Here is a 19,684-nt window from a genome sequence, read left to right as displayed (position 1 = left end):
AGTGCACATGATCGACGGGCCCATGGGGCGGCTGCGGGCCTGGCCGCGGATGGCCGATCTGACGGTCGCACTCACCTGCTTCGCCTTGTCCGCCCCGGTGGCGGCGGGCACCGCCTACCGGCACCAGAGCCCGATCGCCTGGTCCGTCGGCGGCCTGGCGCTCGCCTGCGTGCCGCTGGTCGCCCGCACCCGCCGGCCGGTCCAGGTGGTCGTGGCGACCGTGGCCGTCAACATCGCCCAGATCCTCCTCTTCTCCTTCCCCGGAGCCTCGCCGATCCCGACCGCGGTCGCGGTCCAGGCCGTGGCCGTGCGGTCCGATCGGCGCTTCGCCCGACGCGTCGCCGCCTGGGTGGCCGCCGTCATCGTGGCCGCGTCGCTGCTCCGCGAGCCGGGTCTGGAGAACCTCTGGCAGCACCTGGCCGTGATCGCCGGGATGTGCCTGGCAGTGGCCAGCGGCGACGCCGCCCGCAGCCGCCGCCAGCTGCTCGCCGGCGCCCTGGAACGAGCCGAACGCGCCGAACACACCCGGGAGGAGGAGGCCCGCCGACGCGTCACCGAAGAACGCCTGCGCATCGCCCGGGAACTCCACGACGTCGTCGCCCACCACATCACCCTGGTCAACGCCCAGGCAGGCGTCGCCCACCACCTGATGCGCACCGACCCCGACCACGCCTACCAGGCCCTCGAACGCATCCGCGACACCAGCCGGACGGCACTGGACGAGCTGCGCGACACGGTAGGAGTCCTGCGCCACGGTGACGACCAGACCGCGCCGCGCGAGCCCGCGCCCGGCCTCGACGGCCTCGGAAACCTGCTGGACTCCTTCCGCCACAGCGGGCTCGACCTCACCCTCGAACGGACCGGCCGGCCACCCGGGGCGCCGCTGCCGCCCATCACCGACCTCGCCGCCTACCGGATCATCCAGGAAGCGCTGACCAACACCCGCAAGCACGCAGGACCCGTCCCCGTGCGCATCCACCTGGACCACCGGCCCGACGTCCTGCGGATCACCGTCGAGGACGACGGCCCCCGCACACCGGAAAACAGCCGCGACGACGCCCCCGGCGCGGGGTCCGGCACGGGCCACGGCATGATCGGGATGCGCGAGCGGGCCAAGGCAGCGGGCGGCACCCTCACCGCGGGCCCCCGCCCCGCCGGAGGCTTCCGCATCCACACCGAACTGCCGCTGCGCACCGACCGGAAGGACCTGACCTTATGACGATCCGCGTCCTGCTCGCCGATGACCAGGCCCTCCTGCGCGGCACCTTCCGCATGCTCATCGACTCCACCCCCGACATGGAAGTCGTCGCCGAAGCCGCAACGGGACGCGAGGCCGTCGCACTGGCCCGCTGTCACCACGTCGACCTCGTGCTGATGGACATCCGCATGCCCGATCTCGACGGCCTCGCCGCAACCCAGCTCATCAGCGACGACGAGGACCTCGCGGGCGTGAAGATCCTCATCCTGACCACCTTCGAGAACGACGAATACGTGGCCGAAGCACTCCGCGCCGGTGCGAGCGGCTTCCTCGGCAAAGGCATCAACCCCGACGAACTCCTCAACGCGATCCGGGTGGTGGCCGCCGGGGACTCCCTGCTGTCCCCGGCCGCGACCAAGTCCCTGATCGCCCGCTTCCTGGCCCAACCCGCACCACCCGGCCCGAACACACCACCGCAACTGGCCACCCTCACCCCGCGGGAGCACGAGGTGGTCACCCTGGTCGCGGCCGGCCTGTCCAACGACGAGATCGCCCAGCGGCTCTTCGTCACCCCCGTCACCGCCAAGACCCACGCCAACCGAGCGATGACGAAACTCGGCGCCCGCGACCGGGCCCAACTCGTCGTCATCGCCTACCAGACGGGACTGGCCCGCACCGAACCGACATGACGAGCGGCGCGGCCGTGCTTCCGAGGGGGAGGCGCGGCCGCGCGCGTTCCTCCGCTCGGCGGAGCGGGATGCGACTGCGGGACGAAGCGGGGGCGTCGGCGGCGGAACAGCATGGAGGCCATGAGAGTGCATGTGACCGCGCATTTTGCCGTGCTCCGCCGCACACTGCTCCGGTCGGCGCGACCGGTGCCCGCGGGGTTTGCGGTCAGGGTGGCGGCGTGGGTGTCGGTGGTCGGCTCGCTGGTGTACGTGGGTCAGAAGGTGTACATGGCCGCGCGCGGGGAGGTCGGTATGCCCGGCCACCCCGCACCCGCCCACGTCCAGGCGCAGTTCGCGCATCCGGGACTGGCCCAGGCGGGCAACGCCGCACTCGGCCTCCTCGCTGCGGTGGTGGCATGGGCGACCACCGCACGCTGGGGAGCGCGCCTCCCGCGCTGGGCGCTGCTGTGCGCCCTGGCACCCACCGTGGTACTGCAGTGGCTGGGAGCGCTGCTCATCCTGCAGCGTGCGGACCTGGCCCTGACACACCTCGGCTGGGGCCCCCTCTACGAGGCCGTCGCGGGCAGCGTCGGCATCGTGGCGTGGATCGTGGTGGCGGTGTCGTACGTGCGGCGCAGCCGTCCCCGCGCCGTCGTGAGGGCGGAGGCACGCACATGACCGCTCGGCGTGCTCGGACCGGTCGCCGGAGCCCGACAGCGGCTGCCGCCCCCCTCGTCTTCGGGTGCGCCTTCGCCTACGGCGCGATGAAGCTCGACTGGGCGTTGGGCGGCACGTTCCTGATGCGGCAGACCCCGCTGCCCGCCGGCGCCCGGGACGACCTGCTCGACGGTACTCCGGGAGCGGTCGCCGGTCACTGGGCGTCGGTCGCGTTGGCGTTGGTCGGCATGGCGGCCGCGCTGCACCTGTCCGGCCGCTTCGGGCCGCACGGAAGGTTCCGCCGCGCGGCACTGCTCGCCGGATCGTGGGTGGGATGTGGGTTCATGGTGGCGCGGGCGTCCGGCCTGCTGGGCTACGGGTTTGCCGGTGACCTCGGCCTGCTGGCCGGCTGGTCCTCCGCACCACCCGACCACGAGGACCTCGCGCGCTTCCAGGCACAGTGGGATCTCCTGCTGTGGTCGCCGTACTGGCTGCTGTTCGGCGCATGCTGGGGCATCGCGGCCTGGCGCTACCGGCGGCTCGGCACGGAGCGGGAACGGGACGGGTCAGGCGGTGCGGTGCTGCCGCGCCCAGGTGCGGATCTGATCCAGGGCCGGTAGGAGGGCTCGGCCCTCGGGGGTGAGGGCGTAGGTGGCGGGGCCGGGCGGGAGCTGGTGGTGGGTGACGAGTCCGGCGTCGACGAGTTCGCGCAGCCGGTCGGCGAGCATCTTGGTGCTGATCGAGCCGATGGCGGTGTGCAGTTCGCCGTAGCGGGCGGGGCGGGGGGCCAGGGTGTGGAGGATGATTCCGTTCCATTTGTGGCCGAGGACCTCGAACGCGGCGATGAGGTCCGCATCGGCGGTCAGCGGCGCGAGGGCGGGCCGGGCTGCCATCGGGTCTGGGTGCTCCGTGCTTGGTGGTGCGGCAATGCGGGGGACGGGCCGCAGCCGGCCGGGGGTTCCGGCTGCGGCCCCGATGCCGCCTTGCCCGCTCCACGGCGGACGACAGGACGAGGCGGCAGCATCCCGCGTCAGGGAAGGAGAACGGCCTTGCCCTGGTTGCGCGGCCCTTTTCGGCACTGCCGGCACTGAAGCGGACGCCCGGAACTCCCGGAGAAGGCGGGGAGAGGCGAACCGCACGCGTGCTGACTCACCGTGCGGCCACGCCGGCGGGGTCGGTGCTCAGGCGCTGAGGGTGGGGTAGTCGGTGTAGCCGCGGTGGTCGCCGCCGTAGAAGGTGGCCTTGTCGGGGGTGTTGAACGGGCCGCCGGCGAGCAGACGGCGCGGCAGGTCGGGGTTGGCCAGGAACAGGGCGCCGTAGGCCACCATGTCCGCGCTGCCGTCCTCGACCAGCTTCAGCGCGTCGGTGCCGGTGACGTCGGGGTAGGTGAACGGGTTGAGGACGAACGCGCCGTTCCAGGCCTTGCGCAGCAGCGGGGTCAGGTCGCGGTCCGGGCCCTCCATCAGGTGCAGGTAGGCCAGCTCCAGGCCCGAAATCCGCTCCAGGAGCGCCCCGTAGACCTCGCCCAGGTTGTCCTCCGCCATGTCGTTGTACGTGTTTCCGGGCGAGATCCGCAGGCCCACCCGGTCGCTGCCGATCGCCTCGGCCACGGCCGAGACGACCTCGACGGCGAAGCGGATCCGGCCCTCGGTGTCGCCGCCCCAGGCGTCGGTGCGCTGGTTGGTGTTGGGGGCGAGGAACTGGTGGATCAGGTAGCCGTTGGCGCCGTGGAGCTCCACGCCGTCGAAGCCGGCCTCGACGGCGTTGCGGGCCGCGTCGGCGAAGTCGGCGATGGTCTGCTGGATCTCCGCCTCGCTCAGCTCCTTCGGCGTCACGTATTCCTTCGGCCCCTCATGGGTGAAGACCTGTCCCTTGGCGGCCACCGCCGACGGACCCACCGGCACCAGGCCGTCGGGCAGCAGGCTCGGGTGGCCGATCCGCCCGGTGTGCATCAGCTGGGCGAAGATCACGCCGCCCTCGCGGTGCACGGCGTCGGTCACCGTCCGCCAGGCCCGGACCTGCCCGGGCGTGTGCAGGCCGGGGGTGTCGGGGTAGCCCTGGCCGACCGTCGAGGGCTGGATGCCCTCGGTGACGATCAGCCCGGCGCCGGCCCGCTGTGCGTAGTACGTCGCCATCAGTTCCGTCGGCTCGGCACCGGGTCCGTAGGCGCGGCTGCGGGTCATCGGCGCCATCACGACGCGGTTTGCCAGGGGCTTGCTGCCGAGGACGATCGGGTCGAAAGCAGTGGTCATGGTCTCTCCCTGGGGGTGAGTGATGTGCTGCGGGCCGGGTTCTCCGTGCCCGCGCCAGGGCGTTGCCTGTCCGAACAAGTAAAACACCTGTCCGGACAAGTAAATCAAGTCAGACCTTCCGGCGTGGTGCGTGAGCCGTGTCACCTTGTCCGTCTTCACTTGGGGCTCTCCGTTGTTCACGGAGGCGTCGAAGAGCGTGAAGCGGCGGTTATCCTGATTGCTGTCCGGCCAGCTTCAGGGCCGGGGAAGGAGAGATCCTGATGAGCCGGGCAGCCGACCCGAACACCTCCAGCCGACCGAGCCAGCCGCCGAAGGTGACGCCGGCCACCTCCACCGTGCCGGTGCCCGCCTCCGCCCAGGCGGGGCCCGTCAGTCACGCGATCTTCCGGGTGGCCCGCCTGCACCGCATGATCGCCGGACAGCTGTTGCGTCCGCTCGGCCTCCACCTCGGCCAGGAACTGGTCATGATGCACCTGTGGGAACTCGGCCCCCAGCGGCAGACCGATCTGGTGCGTCTGATCGACTCCGACGCCGCCACCATGACCCGCAGCATCAAGCGTCTGGAAAACGCCGGCTTCGTCCGCCGCCGCCCCTGCCCCGACGACAAACGCGCCACCCTCATCGAGCCCACTGCCGCCAGTCAGGCGCTGCGCCGAGAAGTCGAACGCATCTGGGCCGAGCTCGAAGAGGCCTCGACCGGCGCCCTCACCCCTGAGCAGGAAGCCGAAACGCTGGAAGCCCTGCGACGCGTCGAAGCCAGCCTCGCCCGCGCCGCCGCCCAGACTGCCGCGTCTGCCGCGCCCGGTGGCGCCCCGGCCGACAGCGGACGGAAGCGGTCGAGCACGTAGTGCAGTGCCGCGGACACCGGTACGTCACCGCGCAGGCTTGTGGGCGACTGCGCCCGGCCCGGACCCCTCGGCAGTAACGTCGCTCCGGCCTCGCGGGGACTGCGGTGCGCTGATACGGGCGAGGACGAGCGCGGCGATCACGGCCAGGACGACGAGGGCGGCACCGGAGAGCAGGAAGGCTCGCCGGACCCCGACGAGCGTGATCACGGTCGAGGCCACGAAGGGCGAGACCGTCAGGGCTCCGGCGACCCCGGCCTCCCACAGGCCCAGCGCCTTCGCGAGATGGTGCGGCGGAATGCGCTGCTGCACCACTGCGATCAGCGGGATGTCGGTGAGGGCCGAAGCCAGCCCGGTGGCCGCCAGGAGAACCGCTGCCACGGCACCGGAGGTGACCATGCCCAGCGGAGCCCGGAAGATCCCGAGCAGCGCCCAAGCCAGCACCGCGGCCATGGCCGGCCGGCGGACGGGCAGTTGGGAGATCAGCAGCGCCCCGACCACCTCGGCAACCCCGGCGACGCCCAGCAGCAAGCCGTACTGACTGCCCTGGGCCGCGACGCCGACCAGACCGACCGTCAGGAAACCGTTGGTGAGGGCGAGTGCGAGCGCGAACGTCACGATGACCACCAGCGCGTCGGGGGCGGCGCGCACCGCCCTGAGCCCGGCCGCGAGATCGGACCACAGCCCCGCACGGCTGTCGCTCGGAGCAGGGCGTGGCACGCGGATGGCGGCCACCGCACCCGCCGAGACCACGAACGTCAGCCCGTTGACCACCAGCGCCAACTGCAGTGAGCCGTAGGCGAGCAGCGGCGCGAGCATCAGCGGACCGACGAAGAAGGCCGCTCTGAAGGCCACTTGCAGAAGCCCGTTGGCCTGCAGCAGCCGCTCGCCCGGCACGATCTGCGTGACGATGGCGTTGCGGGCCGGTGCGAACGGCGCACCGACCAACGCCAGCAACGCGGTCGCCGCCACCAGCACCGGCAGATTCAACAGGCCGAGGGAGAGCAGCCCCAGGGCCGCCGCCAGCACGGCGACCCGGACCAGATCGGTGGTGACCATCAGCTTCCGGCGGTCGTGGCGATCGGCGTACGAGGCACCGACGAACGTGGCGACGAAGGCGGGCGCGAACGCGGCCACGCCGACCAGGGCCACGGCAGCCGGATCCTTCGTCAGTGACCAGGCCAGCCACGCGGTCGCGGCGGTGTACAGACCGTCGCCGAAGCGTGAGACGCCCTGGCCGACGAAGAGAAGCAGGAAATTGCGGTCCCTCAGCAGTGACATGCCGCCACTGTTGGTCTCCCCAGCGGCCGTGATCAACTCATTCGGAAGACAGCTAATCAGTGGCCCGTCCCTGGCCGGGATCGTCGCTGTGCAGGAAGCTGTCCAGGCTGGGGGCCAGGCCCGCCACCTGGTCGGGCACGAGCCGGTACAGGACGTAATAGCCCTCGCGGCGGCGTTCCAGCAGGCCGGCGTCCGCCAGTACGCGCAGGTGCTTGGAGAGCGCGGCCTCGCTGACGCCGACGAGCGGAGCGAGTTCCTGGGTGCTGCGCGGGCGTTCGGCGATCAGCCGCAGGGCGCGCAGCCGGGTGTCGTCGGCGAGCGCCCGGAGAGTGCCGACGAGCCGGGCGGGCGGAATCCTCGGGCGGGCCTCCCGGGTGATCGAGGAGAGGGGGAAGACCAGTCCGAGGGGCCAGGGGACATCGCAGTTGACCCGCACATGCGGCCATACGTAGGCGCTGGGGGCGAGCACGAGCCTGTCCTCCGGCCCGATGGCGATGTCGTGATCGTGTGGTCTCTCCAGCCAGAACGTCTCGGCCCGCGCATCACTGCGTACCTCCGGCCACAGGCCGCGGAGCATCCCGTACAGGCCGCGCTCGGCGATCTGGTGGCCCGCCTCGCTGACACCGGCCGCCAATTCAGGCTCCAGCCGCGCCCATTCGTCCTCGAACGCCTCCTGCCAGTACCGCTCCAGCATGGCCAGGAACCGCTCCAGCAGCGCCCGGGGGTCGTCCAACAGCATCGCGGCCATCGCCTCGTCGCTCTCCACCACGGCCCGCTCGCGCAGACGGCGGCGCACTTCCGGTCGGTCCAGAACCCGCGGATCCCTGCCTTCGTCGCCGCCCGGCCACGGGCTGAGCAACGGGACGGCGAATTCCAGACGTACCAGATCCGGGTCCGCTGCGCGCAGGCCGGCCAGCTCACCCGCGAAGTCCGGCAGCCCGCCCGTCGGTTGGGGAAAGAGGAACTCGGGAAAGTACGCGCGCACCGCGAAGGAGAAGGCCTCGATCTCCCGTTTCAGCCCCGGTGACAGCTTGCGCATGGCCCGCACCCACCCATGTTGGACCGGGTGGTGCTTGGGCTCCACCAGCACATGAAGACTCAGCACGGCTTCCATCGCCGGCGAGTAGGCGAACCCCACTCGCTCCGCACCACTGGCCGGAATCCGGAACACGATCGTCATGCACGCCATCCTCGCCGCACGGTTCCCCGGCGCCGGCATGCCCCGCGGACGAGGACGGGAGAACCCTCCGGCGGCTCCGTATCCACGGCCTTGCCGCCCGTTACCGCCGGTCCGAGGCCATGGCCGTGATGTGCGCACGGCGGTTACACTCCGGCCCGTGACCAGCGCAGATGCGGGGCGGACAGCGGCAGCCGGGGCACCGGCTCCGGCGCAAGCCGTGTCGCGGGCCGGAGAGGAGCCGTACCCCGGCCCCGGTCGCCGGAGCGTGCTGGGGCTCGGCGTCGGCGGGCTGGCCGCCCTCCTGGCCGGCTGCTCGTCGCAGTCCGGTCCCGTGCGGCGGCTGCGGTTCGCCACGGGACCCCAGGGTGGGCCGTACCACGCCTTCGGCCGGGCGCTGGCGAAGGCCGTCACCTCCGGCGAGCACCGGCTGAAGATCGTTCCCGTGGGGACCTCGGCGAGCGTCGACAACCTGCGTCGGCTCGACCGGGGTGCGGTGGAGCTTGCGCTGGCGATGGCCGACGCCGCCGAGGACGCGGTGCACGGCCGGGCGGAGTTCTCCCGGCCGGTGCCGGTCAGGGCACTGGCCCGGGTCTATGTGAACTACACGCATCTCGTCGTCCCCGCCCACGGACCGGTCCGCACGGTCCAGGCACTCGCCGGGCGGCCGGTCGCCACGGGAGCGGAAGGGTCGGGAGTCCAGGTCCTGGCGAGCCGGTTGCTGCGGGCCGCCGGACTGAGCGGCGACCGAGCGGTGCGCGAGCTGCGGCTCGGCCTCGGCGAGTCGGTGCGGGCCCTGCGCGCCGGCACGGTCGATGCGCTGATCTGGTCCGGCGGTGTGCCGACGCCCGCGCTGTCGCAGCTCGCCCGCGCCGTCCCGCTGCGCTTCCTGCCGCTGGACGGTTTCGTGGCCCCGCTGCGCGATCGCTACGGCCCGGTGTACACGACGGTCACGCTCCCCGTCGGGGTGTACGGGCTGCGGGCGCCCGTGGGCACCATCGGCGTCGGCAACTACCTGCTGGCACGGACCGATGTGCCCGCGGACGCGGTGCGCGAACTGCTCCAGGTGGTCTTCGTCCGGTGGCGCGACCTGCTACGGGACGTGACGGCGGGGGCGCGGCTGGAGCCCCGCTTCGCCATCTCCACCGGAGGCGTGCCGCTCCACCCCGGCGCGGCCGACTACTACCGCTCCGCATACGGCTGACCGGCAACCGGACCAGGCAGACACGGCGGTCACTGCCTTCCCCCGCTCTCCGGCAACAGCAGCTCCACCGCGAGGCCTCGCGGTGTGTTGTGGCCGACGGAGAGCCGGCCGCCGCTGATGCGTGCGATCTCGTCGGCGATGGCCAGCCCCAGCCCGCTGCCGGGGGTGTTCTGGTGCTGCGCGCCGCGGACGAAACGCCGCAGCAGGGTGGGCAATTGGTCCTCAGAGACGCCGGGGCCGTCGTCGGCGACGCGCACGACGACGGTGCCGTCCCGCAGCGTGGCGTGTACCTCGACCCGGCTTCCGGGCGGGAGGAACTTGGCGGCGTTGTCGAGCAGCGCGTCCAGGATGCGGCCCACCGCATCGGGCAGGACCCGCCCGCGCAGGCCGTCGCTGACGTCGGCGGTCAGCTCGATACCGGCCTTGCGGAAGACGGAGTCCCAGGCCGTCACGCGCTCACGTACCTCCGCGGACAGGTCCTGCTCGGTCAGGGCCGCGGTGCCCGATTCCACCCGGGCCAGCGCGAGCAGTCCGTCGAGCAGTTCCCCCAGTCGTTCGGCCTCGTCGAGGGCGCGGGTGAACTCGTCCCGGCCCGGGCCGGGACGGAGGTGCGGTTCGATGTTCTCCAGCTGGAGCACGAGGGTGGCCAGTGGGTTGCGCAGCTGATGGGAGGCGTCGGCCACGAAGTCCCGCTGACGGCCGATGGAGTCGGCCACCGCCTCCGCCATGGTGTTGAAGTGCTGTCGCAGTCGGCGGAGTTCCGGCGGCCCGGTGTCGGAGGCGGCCCGTGCCTGGAGGCTGCCGGCGGCCAGCCCTTCGACGGCCCGGTCCAGATCACGCACCGGGCGCATCAGCCACCGGGTGATCCCCACCGCGACCAGGGCAGCCGTGGTGAAGGCGGCGAGCGCGCCCGCCGCGATGAGGGCGGAGCGGACGGCCACGTCCCGTCGTGCCGCATCGGTGGGGGCGGCCAGCACCACCGCTCCGCTCACCCGCTCGTCCTGGCCCACCGGCTCGGCCAGCACCACGGTGGACGGGCCCCAGGGCCAGATCGTCGGCAGCTGCGCCGTCGGGCGGCCGGTCAAGGCCCGGCTCCGGGCGTCCACCGCCTGGGCGGCAGCCTTCGCCGCAGCGCCCCGGCCGGCCCGGGCGACCGGATGTCCTGCCGCGTCCTCCACCAGTACCCCGGCCGCGTACAGCTCGGCGTACCGGCCGATCTCGGCGGACAGCTCAGCCCGGTCGGTCGGGGTACGCACCCGGTCGGCGAGGTCGGCGAACCGCACCGCGTCGGCCCGCCGCTGGAGCAGCAGATGCTCGGTGCGGCTCTGGGCGAGGGTGCCGGCCAGAGGGACGGACAGCAGCAGCACCGCCACTCCCATGAGCACGATCAGCACGGCCAGCAGCCGGCGCCTCATGGGCCGTCCTCCCGGCCGCCGTCACCCAGCTGGTAGCCGAATCCGCGGACCGTACGGATCAGGCCCGGCCGGCCCGTCTTGGCGCGGACGCCCGCGACATGGACGTCCAGCGACCGTGAGGCGGTCAGGAAGACATCGCCCCAGATGCGGTCCAGGATCTCCTCCCGCGAGTGCACCTCGCCCGGCCGCGCGGCGAGAAACGCCAGCACGTCGTACTCCCGGCGGGTCAGCCGCACCTCCGCCCCGGCCACCGTGACGGTGCGGGCCGCCAGGTCGATGTCGACGTCACCGGTGCGGACCGGCCCGCCGCGGTCGCCGTCGCCCGCGTTCCGGCCGCCGGAGGGTACGTCCGTGCGCCGGCGGACGGCATCGATGCGGGCCATCAGCTCCGCGGTCCGGAACGGCTTGATCACATAGTCGTCGGCGCCCGCGCGCAGGCCCTGCACGATGTCGCGCTCCCCGCAGCGGGCGGTGACCACGATCAAGGGGGCACTGCAGACGGCCCGCAGCCGCCGTAGCAGCTCCAGGCCGTCCAGGTCCGGCAGGCCGAGGTCGAGCAGCACGAACTCGGCCTCGTGCGCATGCTGCAGCGCGTCCGAGGCCCGGCCGACCCGGCGGACGGTGTGCCCGCGCTGAGCGAGGGCGATGCCCAGGGCGTGGGCCATGCGGTCGTCGTCCTCGACCAAAAGTGCGTGCATGCGGGCTTTCCTCTGTCATCCCCCGGTCACCTGGGACAGTGTGCCTCCTGGCATACAACATCGGCAGCCTCCACGAAAGAGGCTGCCGATCGCCCTGGCTGCGGCCGGCGCCGTGCAGCTACCTGCCCCTGCCGCCGCGAAAGATCAACTTCTGGCTTCCAGCGGAGCGCCCGGCACGACGGCCGGTTCGGATGCCGCCCCGGACGCGGCCTCGGACACGGCCTCGGCCCGGCTGAGCGCGGCGTCCCGAGTGTCCGGCATCAGGACGTACGTCACCAGCGAGACCAGCGCGCACCCGGACACGTACCAGAAGAACATGGTCTCGTGGCCCGCGTCCTTGAACCACAGCGCCACGTATTCCGCCGTACCGCCGAAGAGCGCGTTGGCGATCCCGTAGGGCAGCGCCACGCCCAGCGCGCGCACCCCGGTGGGGAACAGCTCCGCCTTCACGGCCGCGTTGATCGAGGTGTACCCGGTGACGATCACCAGGGCCAGCAGCGACAGCCCCAGCGCTGACCAGTACGACGACGCCGACCGCAGCGCCATCATGATCGGGTAGGTGCCGACCGTGCAGCCGACCGCGAAGGTGATCAGCAGCGGACGGCGGCCGATGCGGTCCGACAGCGCCCCCGCGAACGGCTGCAGCACGGCGAAGACCACCAGCGAGGTGAAGCTGACCAGCGTCGCGGTGGACTTCGCCATGCCCGCGCTACCGACCAGGTACTTGGTCAGATACGTCGTGTACGTGTAGTAGGCCACCGTGCCACCGAGGGTGAGCGCCATGACCAGACACGCCTGACGGCGGTGCAACCAGAGCGCCTTCAGAGTGCCGCGGGTGTCGTCCTTCGCGCCGCCGGCCGCCGACACCTCGGTGAACGCCTCGGTCTCCTGCAAGCGACGCCGCAGCCAGAAGACCACCACCGCGAAGAGCGCCCCCAGCACGAAGGGGATCCGCCATCCCCAGCTCGCCAGCTGGTCATTGCTGAGGGTGTGCTGCATGGTGATGAGAATGCCCAGACCGAGCAGCTGGCCGCAGGTCATCGACACGTACTGCATCGACGAGCCCAGCCCCCGGCGACCGCGGGCCGAGGCCTCGGTCAGGTAGGTGGCGCTCGCGGCGTACTCCCCGCCGATGCTCATCCCCTGCAAGAGCCGCGCCAGCAGCAGGACCAGTGCACCGAAGTAGCCGGCCTGTCCGTAGGTGGGTGCGACGGCGATGAGCAGTGCCGCGATCGACATCATGGCGACGGTGAGGGTGAGCGCGCTTTTGCGCCCGTGACGGTCCGCGGCGCGTCCGAGGATCCAGCCTCCGACCGGTCGCATCAGGAAGCCGACGGCGAAGATCCCCGCCGTGTTCATCAGCTGGGCGGTCGGGTTCTCCCCGGGGAAGAACGAGTCGGCGAAGTAGATCGCAAAGGTGGCGTAGACGAACCAGTCGTACCACTCGACGAGATTGCCGAGCGACCCGCCGACCAGAGCGAGACGGCGCTTCGCGCGCTCGTCGCCGGGCGGTGTTTCGCGCGTTCCGGCAGACAGTGACATGGCGGCTCCTGACGAAAAGACCCCTGGTGAGAGGGGTGATGACGTGCCCAGAGCATGCGTGCGCCAGCACACCGGAACAAGGCTTCGCCGCCAGATCTAACATCCCGCTAAGAAAAGGAGCGGCGGCACTGCGAGTGCACCCGCGATCTCCACACGACGGGCGCCGTGGCGAAACCGACCAGACCGCTTCGCCCTCAGTGGGGTGTTGGGCCGCCCCTGGCGAACTCGTCGAGGTGCTGCCTGACACGTTGAGACAACTCGGGGTCCATGTCGACCGCCGCAACGTGGCGTTGGAGTCGTTCCTCCTCCAAGGCGTCCGTCGCCGCCTCGCCGGCCCACCAGAACCGGAGAGCCGTCTCTGCCAGGAGGACGAGGGTGGCGAGGGCTGTGGTCGCCAACGTTGCCGCGGCCAGCCACGGGGCTCGGCCGTGTCCTGCCGTAGCTGACCACCACAGGGTCGCGATCACGGAGACGGCGAGCCACAACGACATGACGGCCCACAACAGGCCTACGGTTGCGGGCCTTTCGAAGCGCCTCCGCAGGTCTCCTGCTGCCTTCCGGGCCCACCTGTGCGCCCGGGACAGTTCGGCATGCGTCGGCTCTTCCCCTGCGCGAAGGCGGTCGGCGATCACCCTCACGGCTGCCGCGTGTCGCTCGTTCACCGCTCTGACACGCTCTTTGACCGTGTTGATCGTGCCGTGGGCCTGTACGGCTCCCCCCACCAGCAGACCGGCGTCGACGGACATGACGATCGCGGCATAGTCGTCGGTCATCACAAGGCGCATGAGCTCTCCCCCCGAGGCCACAGAGCCTACAGACGGCTGAGCGTCATCGGCGGCACCACCGTCAACGTCGCCCTGGCCGGCGCCCGCTTCGGCACCACCGTCACCGTCGCCCTGCCCAGCGCCCGCTTCGCGCACTGACCCGCTCCGGCGCGGATCGCCGCAAGCCGCCGGAACACCGCGACGGTCCCTGACGGGAGATGACGTGCCTGCCCGTGGTCGCCGCCCGCGGCTCCCGGCCGCCAAGCATCCGGCGTGCCCGCTGGCGCAACTGCGGCGATGCTCGCGCTCGGCGCGGTGATGATGCGACCGTGAAGTGACGGGCGGGACGTGCTCCGGCACGTTCCTTCTCGATCCAGACACGGACACGGTCTACTTCGACACGGCCAACCCGAGCGTTCCCGCCGGCTCCGGGTCGTGATCGGGTCCTGCGGTGCCCCCGGTGACCCCGGTGACCCTGCGGAGCGGAGAGGAAGGTGCGACGTGTGGCGGGCGGACCGTCAGGTTGCCTATCGTCCTAGGCCATGCCTGAGCTTCAACTGCTGCGTCCGGACCACGTCCCTGCGCTCCTGGCCTTCGAGCGGGAGAATCGGGCCTATTTCGCAGCGTCCGTTCCCGACCGCGGTGAGGACTACTTCGCCCGGTTCGACGAGGTACACCGTGACCGGCTGGCCGAGCAGGAGGCCGGGGTCTGCTTCTTCCACGTGCTGATCGGTGCCGCGAACGAGGTACTGGGGCGGATCAACCTGGTGGACGTCATGGACGGCGGTGCCGAGCTCGGGTATCGGATCGCGCAGCGGGCCGCGGGTATGGGGCTGGCCACCTCGGCCGTGCGGGAGGTGTGCGGCCTCGCCGCCAACAGATACGGGTTGACCACCCTGCGCGCGGCCGCCACCCTCGACAACGCGGCGTCCCGGGCCGTACTGGCCCGTGCAGGTTTCACCGTCACCGGCGAGACGCGGCTCTCCGGCCGCCCCGGCCTGACATTTCTTCGGCACTTGCCGATTTTTGCGCTCCACCCGTCGATCTCTGACGACCGACTCCGCCTACGCCAAAGGTTCGCCCGCGCCCGGGCGAGGGCAGTCCCTCTCACCTACCAGGAACGGGAGTTGGTCCGCGATGCCCTGGAGCGTGTCAAGGAGCTGGAGTCTGGGCTGCCGTGTCTGAGGAAGTTCTGCAGCCGGGCCGGGACAGCACACTAGGACCCGTGCCCCTGACCAGGTACGGAGCGGCCGGCTGCTCGCAGTTCGCGGACGGCGAGGGCGATCAGTAGAGCGAAGGCCGCCAAGGCGGTGAGTGTGCGCATGGTGTTGAACAGTTCCCAGCGCCGCAGGATCTCCGCATGACCGGGCGGGGCCGAGGCGAGCGCCCACTGCTTGATCCGCGCGTTGATCGGCACATTGCCGAACCGGGTTATCACAAAGGACGCGAGGGCCAGTAGCCCTGCCGCACCCGCGACCAGTCGGGCGCGGCCCGCTGTCAGGACGGCGAGTGTGAGGGAACTCAGGATCGACGCGCCCATCGCCGTCTGCATCGTGATGCCGTTCATCTTCATCAGTTCGGCGTGGAACGACAACCGCATCTCCAGCGGTACCGCGTGGAAGGTCGGGACGAGGTTGGCCGCGCCGTAGCCGAACGCACCGGCGAGGAGGCCGGTGCACAGCAGGGCGAATCCATGGATGAGTCTGATGTGCATGGTTGTCGGCTCCGGTGCTTGGCGCGGGGTGGAGGAGTTGACCGTGGGCCGGCCCTGGCAGGCGGTGAGCCGGGAGCCGAGATCGGCTTCAAGGATGGCCGGGTATCCGCCGCAAGTCCAAGATCGTTCGCTTCTGGCAGCCAGAAGCATCTGTTCTGCACCCCGCCGTCCCGCCCCGCCGGACGCCGCCACCCGGATCATCCAGCGGTGCCGACGGCGGGGACACCAGGCACCGTGCCCCCCCGAGGCCCCGCCGCCGGGGTGGCATGCTGGCACGCCGAGCCCGGCCGCCGGGCCAGGGGCTTGGGCTTCGGGCCTGGGATCCGCCTGCTGACGTCCTACCCTTGACGTAAGGACGGCACCGCTCATGCAGGGCTGGCGCAGGGACGGCACTCTGGAGGTGCGCCCTGGGGCGGCACTGCCCGAGAGAGGGCCGTCATCCGAGGCCGTACGTTCCACGACAGCCGGCGGTCTGTGAACCGGACCGTCGTAGGGCCCGGGGTTCCGGCCTGCGGGGACCGTCTGGCGGGCAGGGGCCCGGTCGCCTCCCCGGCGACACATCGCCTTCCCCCAGCGAAAGAGGAGTGGAAGGGCATGGTGGCCGCACATGCGCGGAGACCCGGACGCGGCAGGCGCACGGGCTCCCGCTCGGTGCTGAGCGTGCACAGCGTCGTCGGCCAGATGTTCCTGTTGCAGTTGGCGGTCATCGTGCTGCTCTGCGTCGGCGCCGCCTTCGCACTCGTCATCGACGCCCAGCGCAACAGCACACACGAGGCCGGTCAGCGGTCACTGGGCGTGGCCGAGGCGTTCGCCCATGCGCCGGGCATCGAGGCCGCCATGCGGTCCCGCGATCCCACGGCGGCGCTCCAGCCCCGGGCCGAGTCGGTCAGGCTGGGGTCCGGGGTCGATTTCGTCGTCGTCGTGAACCGGGACGGCATCCGCTACACCCATCCCAAACCGGACCGGATCGGCAAACACTTCAGCAGTGATCTGAGGTCGGTGCTGTCCGGTCACACGACGACGGAGACGGCCAAGGGGACGCTCGGACCCCAGGTCCGGGCCAACGTGCCGATCAGGGACGCGCAGGGCCGGGTGATCGGCGCGGTCGTCGCCGGCATCACCACGAAGAACGTCAGCGCCACCCTCAACCGGCAGGTGCCGGTGGTCCTGGCCGCCGCGGCCGCCGCGATGGCCGTCACCGCCGGCGGGACGGCGCTGCTCAGCCGGCGGCTGCTGCGGCAGACGCACGGCCTGGGACCGGCCGAGATCACCCGGCTCTACGAGCACCATGACGCGGTGCTGCACTCCGTCCGGGAAGGCGTCCTGATCGTCGACGAGGACCGCCGGCTGCTGCTCGCCAACGACGAGGCCCGTCGGCTGCTCGACCTCCCCGCCGATGCCGAGGGCCGGCACGTCGACACCCTCGGCCTCGCCCCGCGCACCGCCGCCCTGCTGGCCTCGGGCCGACCGGCCAGCGACGAGCTGCACTCGGCGGGGGACCGGCTGCTCGCCGTCAACCAGCGCGCCACCGAGGGGCAGGACGACCCCGGAGGCACCGTCGTCACCCTCCGCGATTCGACCGAGCTGCACGCCCTGTCCGGAAAGACGGAGGCGGCCCGGAACCGGCTGAACGTCATGTACGAGGGCAGCGTCCGCATCGGCTCGACCCTCGATGTGACCCGGACCGCCCGGGAACTGGCCGATGCGGCGGTACCGCGGTTCGCCGACTTCGTCACCGTCGACCTGGCCGAGCCGGTGCTGCGCGGCGAGGAGCCCCACGGCACGCAGACTACGCTGCGCCGCACCGCCACCGTCGGCGTCCGCGACGACCACCCGCTCTATCCCACCGGCGAACGGATCACCTTCCGGCCCTCGACGCCCCAGGCCAGAGGCATGGCTGAGGGGCGCGCACGGATCGAACCGGACCTGCGCACGGCTCACGGATGGCAGGCCCAGGACCCCGAACGCGCCCGGCGGCTGCTCGACTACGGCATCCACTCCCTCATCGCCGCCCCGCTGTACGCCCGCGGCCTCGTCGCCGGCGTGGCCAACTTCTGGCGCGAAGGACGGACCGCACCGTTCGAGGAGGACGACCTGGCCCTGGCCGAGGAACTCTGCGCCCGAGCCGCCGTCTGCATCGACAACGCCCGCCGCTACGCCCGGGAACACCACATGGCGGACGCCCTGCAGCGCAGCCTGCTGCCCCGGGGCCTGCCCGACCAGAGCGCCCTGGACGTCGCCTACCGGTACCTCCCCGCGCAGGCAGGGGTGGGCGGCGACTGGTTCGACGTCATCCCGCTCTCCGGTGCCCGGGTCGCCCTGGTCGTCGGCGATGTCGTCGGCCACGGGGTCGAGGCATCGGTCACCATGGGCCGGCTGCGGACCGCGATCCGCACCCTGGCCGATATCGATCTGCCGCCGGACGAGCTGCTCACCCACTTCGACGACATCGTGCTGCGGCTGTCCGCCGACGCCGCGACCGAGTCGGACGTCGAAGCCGACGGGTCCCGTCCCGCCGCTCCCGGCGACGTGGGCGCCACCTGCCTCTACGCCGTCTACGACCCGGTCTCCCGGCACTGCTCACTGGCCCGCGCCGGCCATCCGACGCCCGCCGTGGTCACCCCGGACGGCCAGGCGGAGGTCCTCGACGTACCACCGGGCCCACCGCTCGGGCTGGGCGGTCTGCCCTTCGAATCCGTCGAGGTCGAGCTGCCCGAAGGCAGCCTGCTGGCCCTCTTCACCGACGGCCTCCTCGGGTCCCCCGGCCGCGATCCCGACGAGCAGCTCGACCTGTTGTGCAGCACTCTCGCCCGGCCCGCCACGTCCATGGAGGAGGCCTGCGACAACGTCCTCGACGCACTGCTCCCGGCCCGTCCCGCCGACGACATCGTGCTGCTGATCGCCCGCACCCACGCGCTGGGAGCCGACCGGGTCGCCCACTGGGACGTGCCCTCCGACCCCGCCGCCGTCGCCCGGACCCGGCGCGACGCGACCGCGCAACTGACGGCCTGGGGGCTGCACGACGCGGTCTTCACCACCGAGCTGGTGGTCAGCGAACTGGTCACCAACGCCATCCGGTACGGGCAGCCGCCCATCCAGCTGCGGCTGATCCACAACCGCAGCCTCATCTGCGAAGTCTCCGACTCCCGCGACACCGCCCCGCATCTGCGCCGGGCCCGCGTCTTCGACGAGGGCGGACGCGGCCTCCTCCTGGTCGCCCAGCTCACCCAGCGCTGGGGCACCCGGCACGCCAGGCGGGGCAAGACCATCTGGGCGGAGCAGGACCTGGCGGCCCGCTGAACGGTGCTCAGCTCCTGTCACCGCGCCGTGCGTACCTCACAGGCCAACGTCGTGAGCGTCTCGTCCGCCAGGTCGCGCAGGAAGGCAGGGCACACCCAGGCATCCAGGGGCTCGTCCTCCAGGTCCTCTTCGTCTTCCTCATCCCACCCGTAATACTCGGAGATTTCGGCCCGGCCGCCCGGGCTGCGCAGTTGATAGCCGATCCGGTTCACGTGGTCCGGATCGTTGGTGTCGGGGTGCTCGCCGGAGCCGTGCGTGCAGGGCCGATCGCCCAGCAGCAACACGGCGGCCTCGATGCCCTTGATCATGGCGTCCGGTACGGAGCGGGTGGTGATTCTCTCCGACATCGCGTACCAACTGGTCGCGTTCATGGTCACGAGGTAGCCGGCCAGCACTCCGCGGGTCGGCCGGGCCGGAAGGCAGGCGGCCTCGTCGATCAGGTCTTGGCCCGGATCGCCGTAGGGGTAGTCGTTGACGATCCCCGAGAGGATGCGCATACGACTGAGGTGCTGCTCGGGCATTCCCACCGGGACGCGACGGACGCTGAACGGCGCGATCACCTCCGCGGCAAGACGCGCCCACCCCGCCACATTGCCTGGGCACAGCACCCGCCCGGCGTCGATCTCGCCGTCCTGCGCGGCGAGTTGACCGTTCAGCAGCCCGGTATCACCCACCCAGATATCGTCCTCCAACTTCGTCCGCCGGGGACCCGTCATGCACCCGCCGCCAGGCATCGGCGAGCTGATCAAGGCTGAGGTTGCTGGGATCGATCATGACCTGCAGGACGACGCCGGCGACCGGCTCGGTTCCCCGTCACTCGACCACGAAGAGGCGCGGCCGACCAGCACGGCTTCGGCCGCGAGGGGTACACGGAGTCAATGGGTGATCAGGGCGAAGACGGCGAGGGAGACGAGGTAGCACAGGACCACCACCGCGGTCCCGGCCGCCTGCACCCGGCGACGTCGTGCT

General features: G+C 71.6%; 17 protein-coding genes and 1 pseudogene. 8 read left to right on the top strand and 10 right to left on the bottom strand.

What is annotated here, in order from left to right; genetic code table 11:
- Positions 1-7 precede the first annotated feature (7 nt).
- The 4 genes from AB0G35_RS15230 (at position 8) to AB0G35_RS15215 (ending at position 3,143) form a co-directional block, all read left to right on the top strand.
- Positions 8-1,219, top strand: coding sequence for a sensor histidine kinase (locus AB0G35_RS15230; protein ID WP_360948645.1), 1,212 nt, complete (start codon positions 8-10; stop codon positions 1,217-1,219).
- A complete protein-coding gene (locus AB0G35_RS15225; protein ID WP_360948643.1) occupies positions 1,216-1,887 on the top strand; it encodes a response regulator transcription factor in 672 nt (223 codons plus the stop codon). Before AB0G35_RS15230 ends, AB0G35_RS15225 begins: the two co-directional genes overlap by 4 nt.
- Before the next feature lie 120 nt (positions 1,888-2,007).
- Positions 2,008-2,544, top strand: a complete 537-nt coding sequence (locus AB0G35_RS15220) for a hypothetical protein (RefSeq protein ID WP_360948642.1) — start codon at positions 2,008-2,010, stop codon at positions 2,542-2,544.
- Positions 2,541-3,143 carry a DUF3995 domain-containing protein gene (locus tag AB0G35_RS15215; protein ID WP_360948641.1) on the top strand — a complete coding sequence of 201 codons (603 nt, stop codon included), beginning with the start codon at positions 2,541-2,543 and terminating at the stop codon, positions 3,141-3,143. Before AB0G35_RS15220 ends, AB0G35_RS15215 begins: the two co-directional genes overlap by 4 nt.
- On the opposite strand, the gene AB0G35_RS15210 is transcribed toward AB0G35_RS15215, so the two are convergent.
- Both AB0G35_RS15210 and AB0G35_RS15205 read right to left on the bottom strand, forming a co-directional pair.
- Positions 3,090-3,416, bottom strand: a complete 327-nt coding sequence (locus AB0G35_RS15210; protein ID WP_360948639.1) for a helix-turn-helix domain-containing protein — start codon at positions 3,414-3,416, stop codon at positions 3,090-3,092. The genes AB0G35_RS15215 and AB0G35_RS15210 overlap by 54 nt on opposite strands.
- A 288-nt stretch (positions 3,417-3,704) precedes the next feature.
- Positions 3,705-4,775 carry an alkene reductase gene (locus AB0G35_RS15205; RefSeq protein ID WP_360948638.1) on the bottom strand — a complete coding sequence of 357 codons (1,071 nt, stop codon included), beginning with the start codon at positions 4,773-4,775 and terminating at the stop codon, positions 3,705-3,707.
- Positions 4,776-5,116: 341 nt separating this feature from the next.
- Between AB0G35_RS15205 and AB0G35_RS15200 the strand changes: the two genes are divergently transcribed.
- A complete protein-coding gene (locus AB0G35_RS15200) occupies positions 5,117-5,623 on the top strand; it encodes a MarR family winged helix-turn-helix transcriptional regulator (RefSeq protein WP_360948939.1) in 507 nt (168 codons plus the stop codon).
- A gap of 24 nt (positions 5,624-5,647) precedes the next feature.
- Here the strand turns inward: AB0G35_RS15200 and AB0G35_RS15195 are convergent, their stop codons facing one another.
- Together AB0G35_RS15195 and AB0G35_RS15190 are read right to left on the bottom strand one after the other, a co-directional pair.
- Positions 5,648-6,901, bottom strand: a complete 1,254-nt coding sequence (locus AB0G35_RS15195; protein WP_360948637.1) for an MFS transporter — start codon at positions 6,899-6,901, stop codon at positions 5,648-5,650.
- A 52-nt stretch (positions 6,902-6,953) separates the two neighbouring features.
- Positions 6,954-8,081 carry a DUF5937 family protein gene (locus tag AB0G35_RS15190; RefSeq protein WP_360948636.1) on the bottom strand — a complete coding sequence of 376 codons (1,128 nt, stop codon included), beginning with the start codon at positions 8,079-8,081 and terminating at the stop codon, positions 6,954-6,956.
- Positions 8,082-8,238: 157 nt separating this feature from the next.
- Here AB0G35_RS15190 and AB0G35_RS15185 point away from each other — a divergent pair, with 157 nt between their 5' ends.
- Positions 8,239-9,282 carry a TAXI family TRAP transporter solute-binding subunit gene (locus AB0G35_RS15185; RefSeq protein ID WP_360948635.1) on the top strand — a complete coding sequence of 348 codons (1,044 nt, stop codon included), beginning with the start codon at positions 8,239-8,241 and terminating at the stop codon, positions 9,280-9,282.
- Positions 9,283-9,311: 29 nt separating this feature from the next.
- Here AB0G35_RS15185 and AB0G35_RS15180 read toward each other — a convergent pair whose 3' ends face one another.
- The 4 genes from AB0G35_RS15180 to AB0G35_RS15165 form a co-directional block, all read right to left on the bottom strand.
- Positions 9,312-10,697, bottom strand: coding sequence for a HAMP domain-containing sensor histidine kinase (locus AB0G35_RS15180; RefSeq protein ID WP_360948633.1), 1,386 nt, complete (start codon positions 10,695-10,697; stop codon positions 9,312-9,314).
- On the bottom strand, positions 10,694-11,395 hold the full coding sequence (locus AB0G35_RS15175; protein WP_360948631.1) for a response regulator transcription factor: 702 nt from the start codon (positions 11,393-11,395) through the stop codon (positions 10,694-10,696). The genes AB0G35_RS15180 and AB0G35_RS15175 overlap by 4 nt, the downstream gene beginning before the upstream one ends.
- 144 nt (positions 11,396-11,539) lie before the next feature.
- Positions 11,540-12,937: an MFS transporter gene (locus AB0G35_RS15170; RefSeq protein ID WP_360948629.1), complete on the bottom strand. Its 1,398-nt coding sequence runs from the start codon at positions 12,935-12,937 to the stop codon at positions 11,540-11,542.
- Between the two features lie 194 nt (positions 12,938-13,131).
- Positions 13,132-13,710 carry a hypothetical protein gene (locus AB0G35_RS15165; RefSeq protein ID WP_360948627.1) on the bottom strand — a complete coding sequence of 193 codons (579 nt, stop codon included), beginning with the start codon at positions 13,708-13,710 and terminating at the stop codon, positions 13,132-13,134.
- 533 nt (positions 13,711-14,243) lie between these two features.
- Here AB0G35_RS15165 and AB0G35_RS15160 point away from each other — a divergent pair.
- A pseudogene (locus AB0G35_RS15160) lies at positions 14,244-14,720 on the top strand (GNAT family N-acetyltransferase); the annotation flags it as partial.
- Positions 14,721-14,917: 197 nt separating this feature from the next.
- Here AB0G35_RS15160 and AB0G35_RS15155 read toward each other — a convergent pair.
- Positions 14,918-15,415, bottom strand: a complete 498-nt coding sequence (locus AB0G35_RS15155) for a DUF1772 domain-containing protein (RefSeq protein ID WP_360948625.1) — start codon at positions 15,413-15,415, stop codon at positions 14,918-14,920.
- Between the two features lie 594 nt (positions 15,416-16,009).
- Between AB0G35_RS15155 and AB0G35_RS15150 the strand changes: the two genes are divergently transcribed.
- Positions 16,010-18,715 carry a SpoIIE family protein phosphatase gene (locus tag AB0G35_RS15150; protein WP_360948623.1) on the top strand — a complete coding sequence of 902 codons (2,706 nt, stop codon included), beginning with the start codon at positions 16,010-16,012 and terminating at the stop codon, positions 18,713-18,715.
- Positions 18,716-18,732: 17 nt separating this feature from the next.
- Here the strand turns inward: AB0G35_RS15150 and AB0G35_RS15145 are convergent, their stop codons facing one another.
- Complete coding sequence (locus AB0G35_RS15145; RefSeq protein WP_360948621.1) at positions 18,733-19,389, bottom strand: hypothetical protein; 657 nt, start codon at positions 19,387-19,389, stop codon at positions 18,733-18,735.
- Between the last annotated feature and the right edge of the window lie 295 nt (positions 19,390-19,684).

Origin of the sequence: Streptomyces sp. NPDC021749 (assembly GCF_040640655.1) — a bacterium.
In the GTDB taxonomy this organism is placed as follows: Bacteria; Actinomycetota; Actinomycetes; order Streptomycetales; family Streptomycetaceae; genus Streptomyces.
This window is presented reverse-complemented; position numbering and strand designations above follow the sequence as displayed.

Bases quoted from the DNA above. Each gene is read 5' to 3' on its own strand.
- AB0G35_RS15230 (WP_360948645.1), top strand. From the start codon at position 8: ATGATCGACGGGCCCATGGGGCGGCTGCGGGCCTGGCCGCGGATGGCC.
- AB0G35_RS15225 (WP_360948643.1), top strand. From the start codon at position 1,216: ATGACGATCCGCGTCCTGCTCGCCGATGACCAGGCCCTCCTGCGCGGC.
- AB0G35_RS15220 (WP_360948642.1), top strand. From the start codon at position 2,008: ATGAGAGTGCATGTGACCGCGCATTTTGCCGTGCTCCGCCGCACACTG.
- AB0G35_RS15215 (WP_360948641.1), top strand. From the start codon at position 2,541: ATGACCGCTCGGCGTGCTCGGACCGGTCGCCGGAGCCCGACAGCGGCT.
- AB0G35_RS15210 (WP_360948639.1), bottom strand. From the start codon at position 3,416: ATGGCAGCCCGGCCCGCCCTCGCGCCGCTGACCGCCGATGCGGACCTC.
- AB0G35_RS15205 (WP_360948638.1), bottom strand. From the start codon at position 4,775: ATGACCACTGCTTTCGACCCGATCGTCCTCGGCAGCAAGCCCCTGGCA.
- AB0G35_RS15195 (WP_360948637.1), bottom strand. From the start codon at position 6,901: ATGTCACTGCTGAGGGACCGCAATTTCCTGCTTCTCTTCGTCGGCCAG.
- AB0G35_RS15190 (WP_360948636.1), bottom strand. From the start codon at position 8,081: ATGACGATCGTGTTCCGGATTCCGGCCAGTGGTGCGGAGCGAGTGGGG.
- AB0G35_RS15180 (WP_360948633.1), bottom strand. From the start codon at position 10,697: ATGAGGCGCCGGCTGCTGGCCGTGCTGATCGTGCTCATGGGAGTGGCG.
- AB0G35_RS15175 (WP_360948631.1), bottom strand. From the start codon at position 11,395: ATGCACGCACTTTTGGTCGAGGACGACGACCGCATGGCCCACGCCCTG.
- AB0G35_RS15170 (WP_360948629.1), bottom strand. From the start codon at position 12,937: ATGTCACTGTCTGCCGGAACGCGCGAAACACCGCCCGGCGACGAGCGC.
- AB0G35_RS15165 (WP_360948627.1), bottom strand. From the start codon at position 13,710: ATGACCGACGACTATGCCGCGATCGTCATGTCCGTCGACGCCGGTCTG.
- AB0G35_RS15155 (WP_360948625.1), bottom strand. From the start codon at position 15,415: ATGCACATCAGACTCATCCATGGATTCGCCCTGCTGTGCACCGGCCTC.
- AB0G35_RS15150 (WP_360948623.1), top strand. From the start codon at position 16,010: ATGGTGGCCGCACATGCGCGGAGACCCGGACGCGGCAGGCGCACGGGC.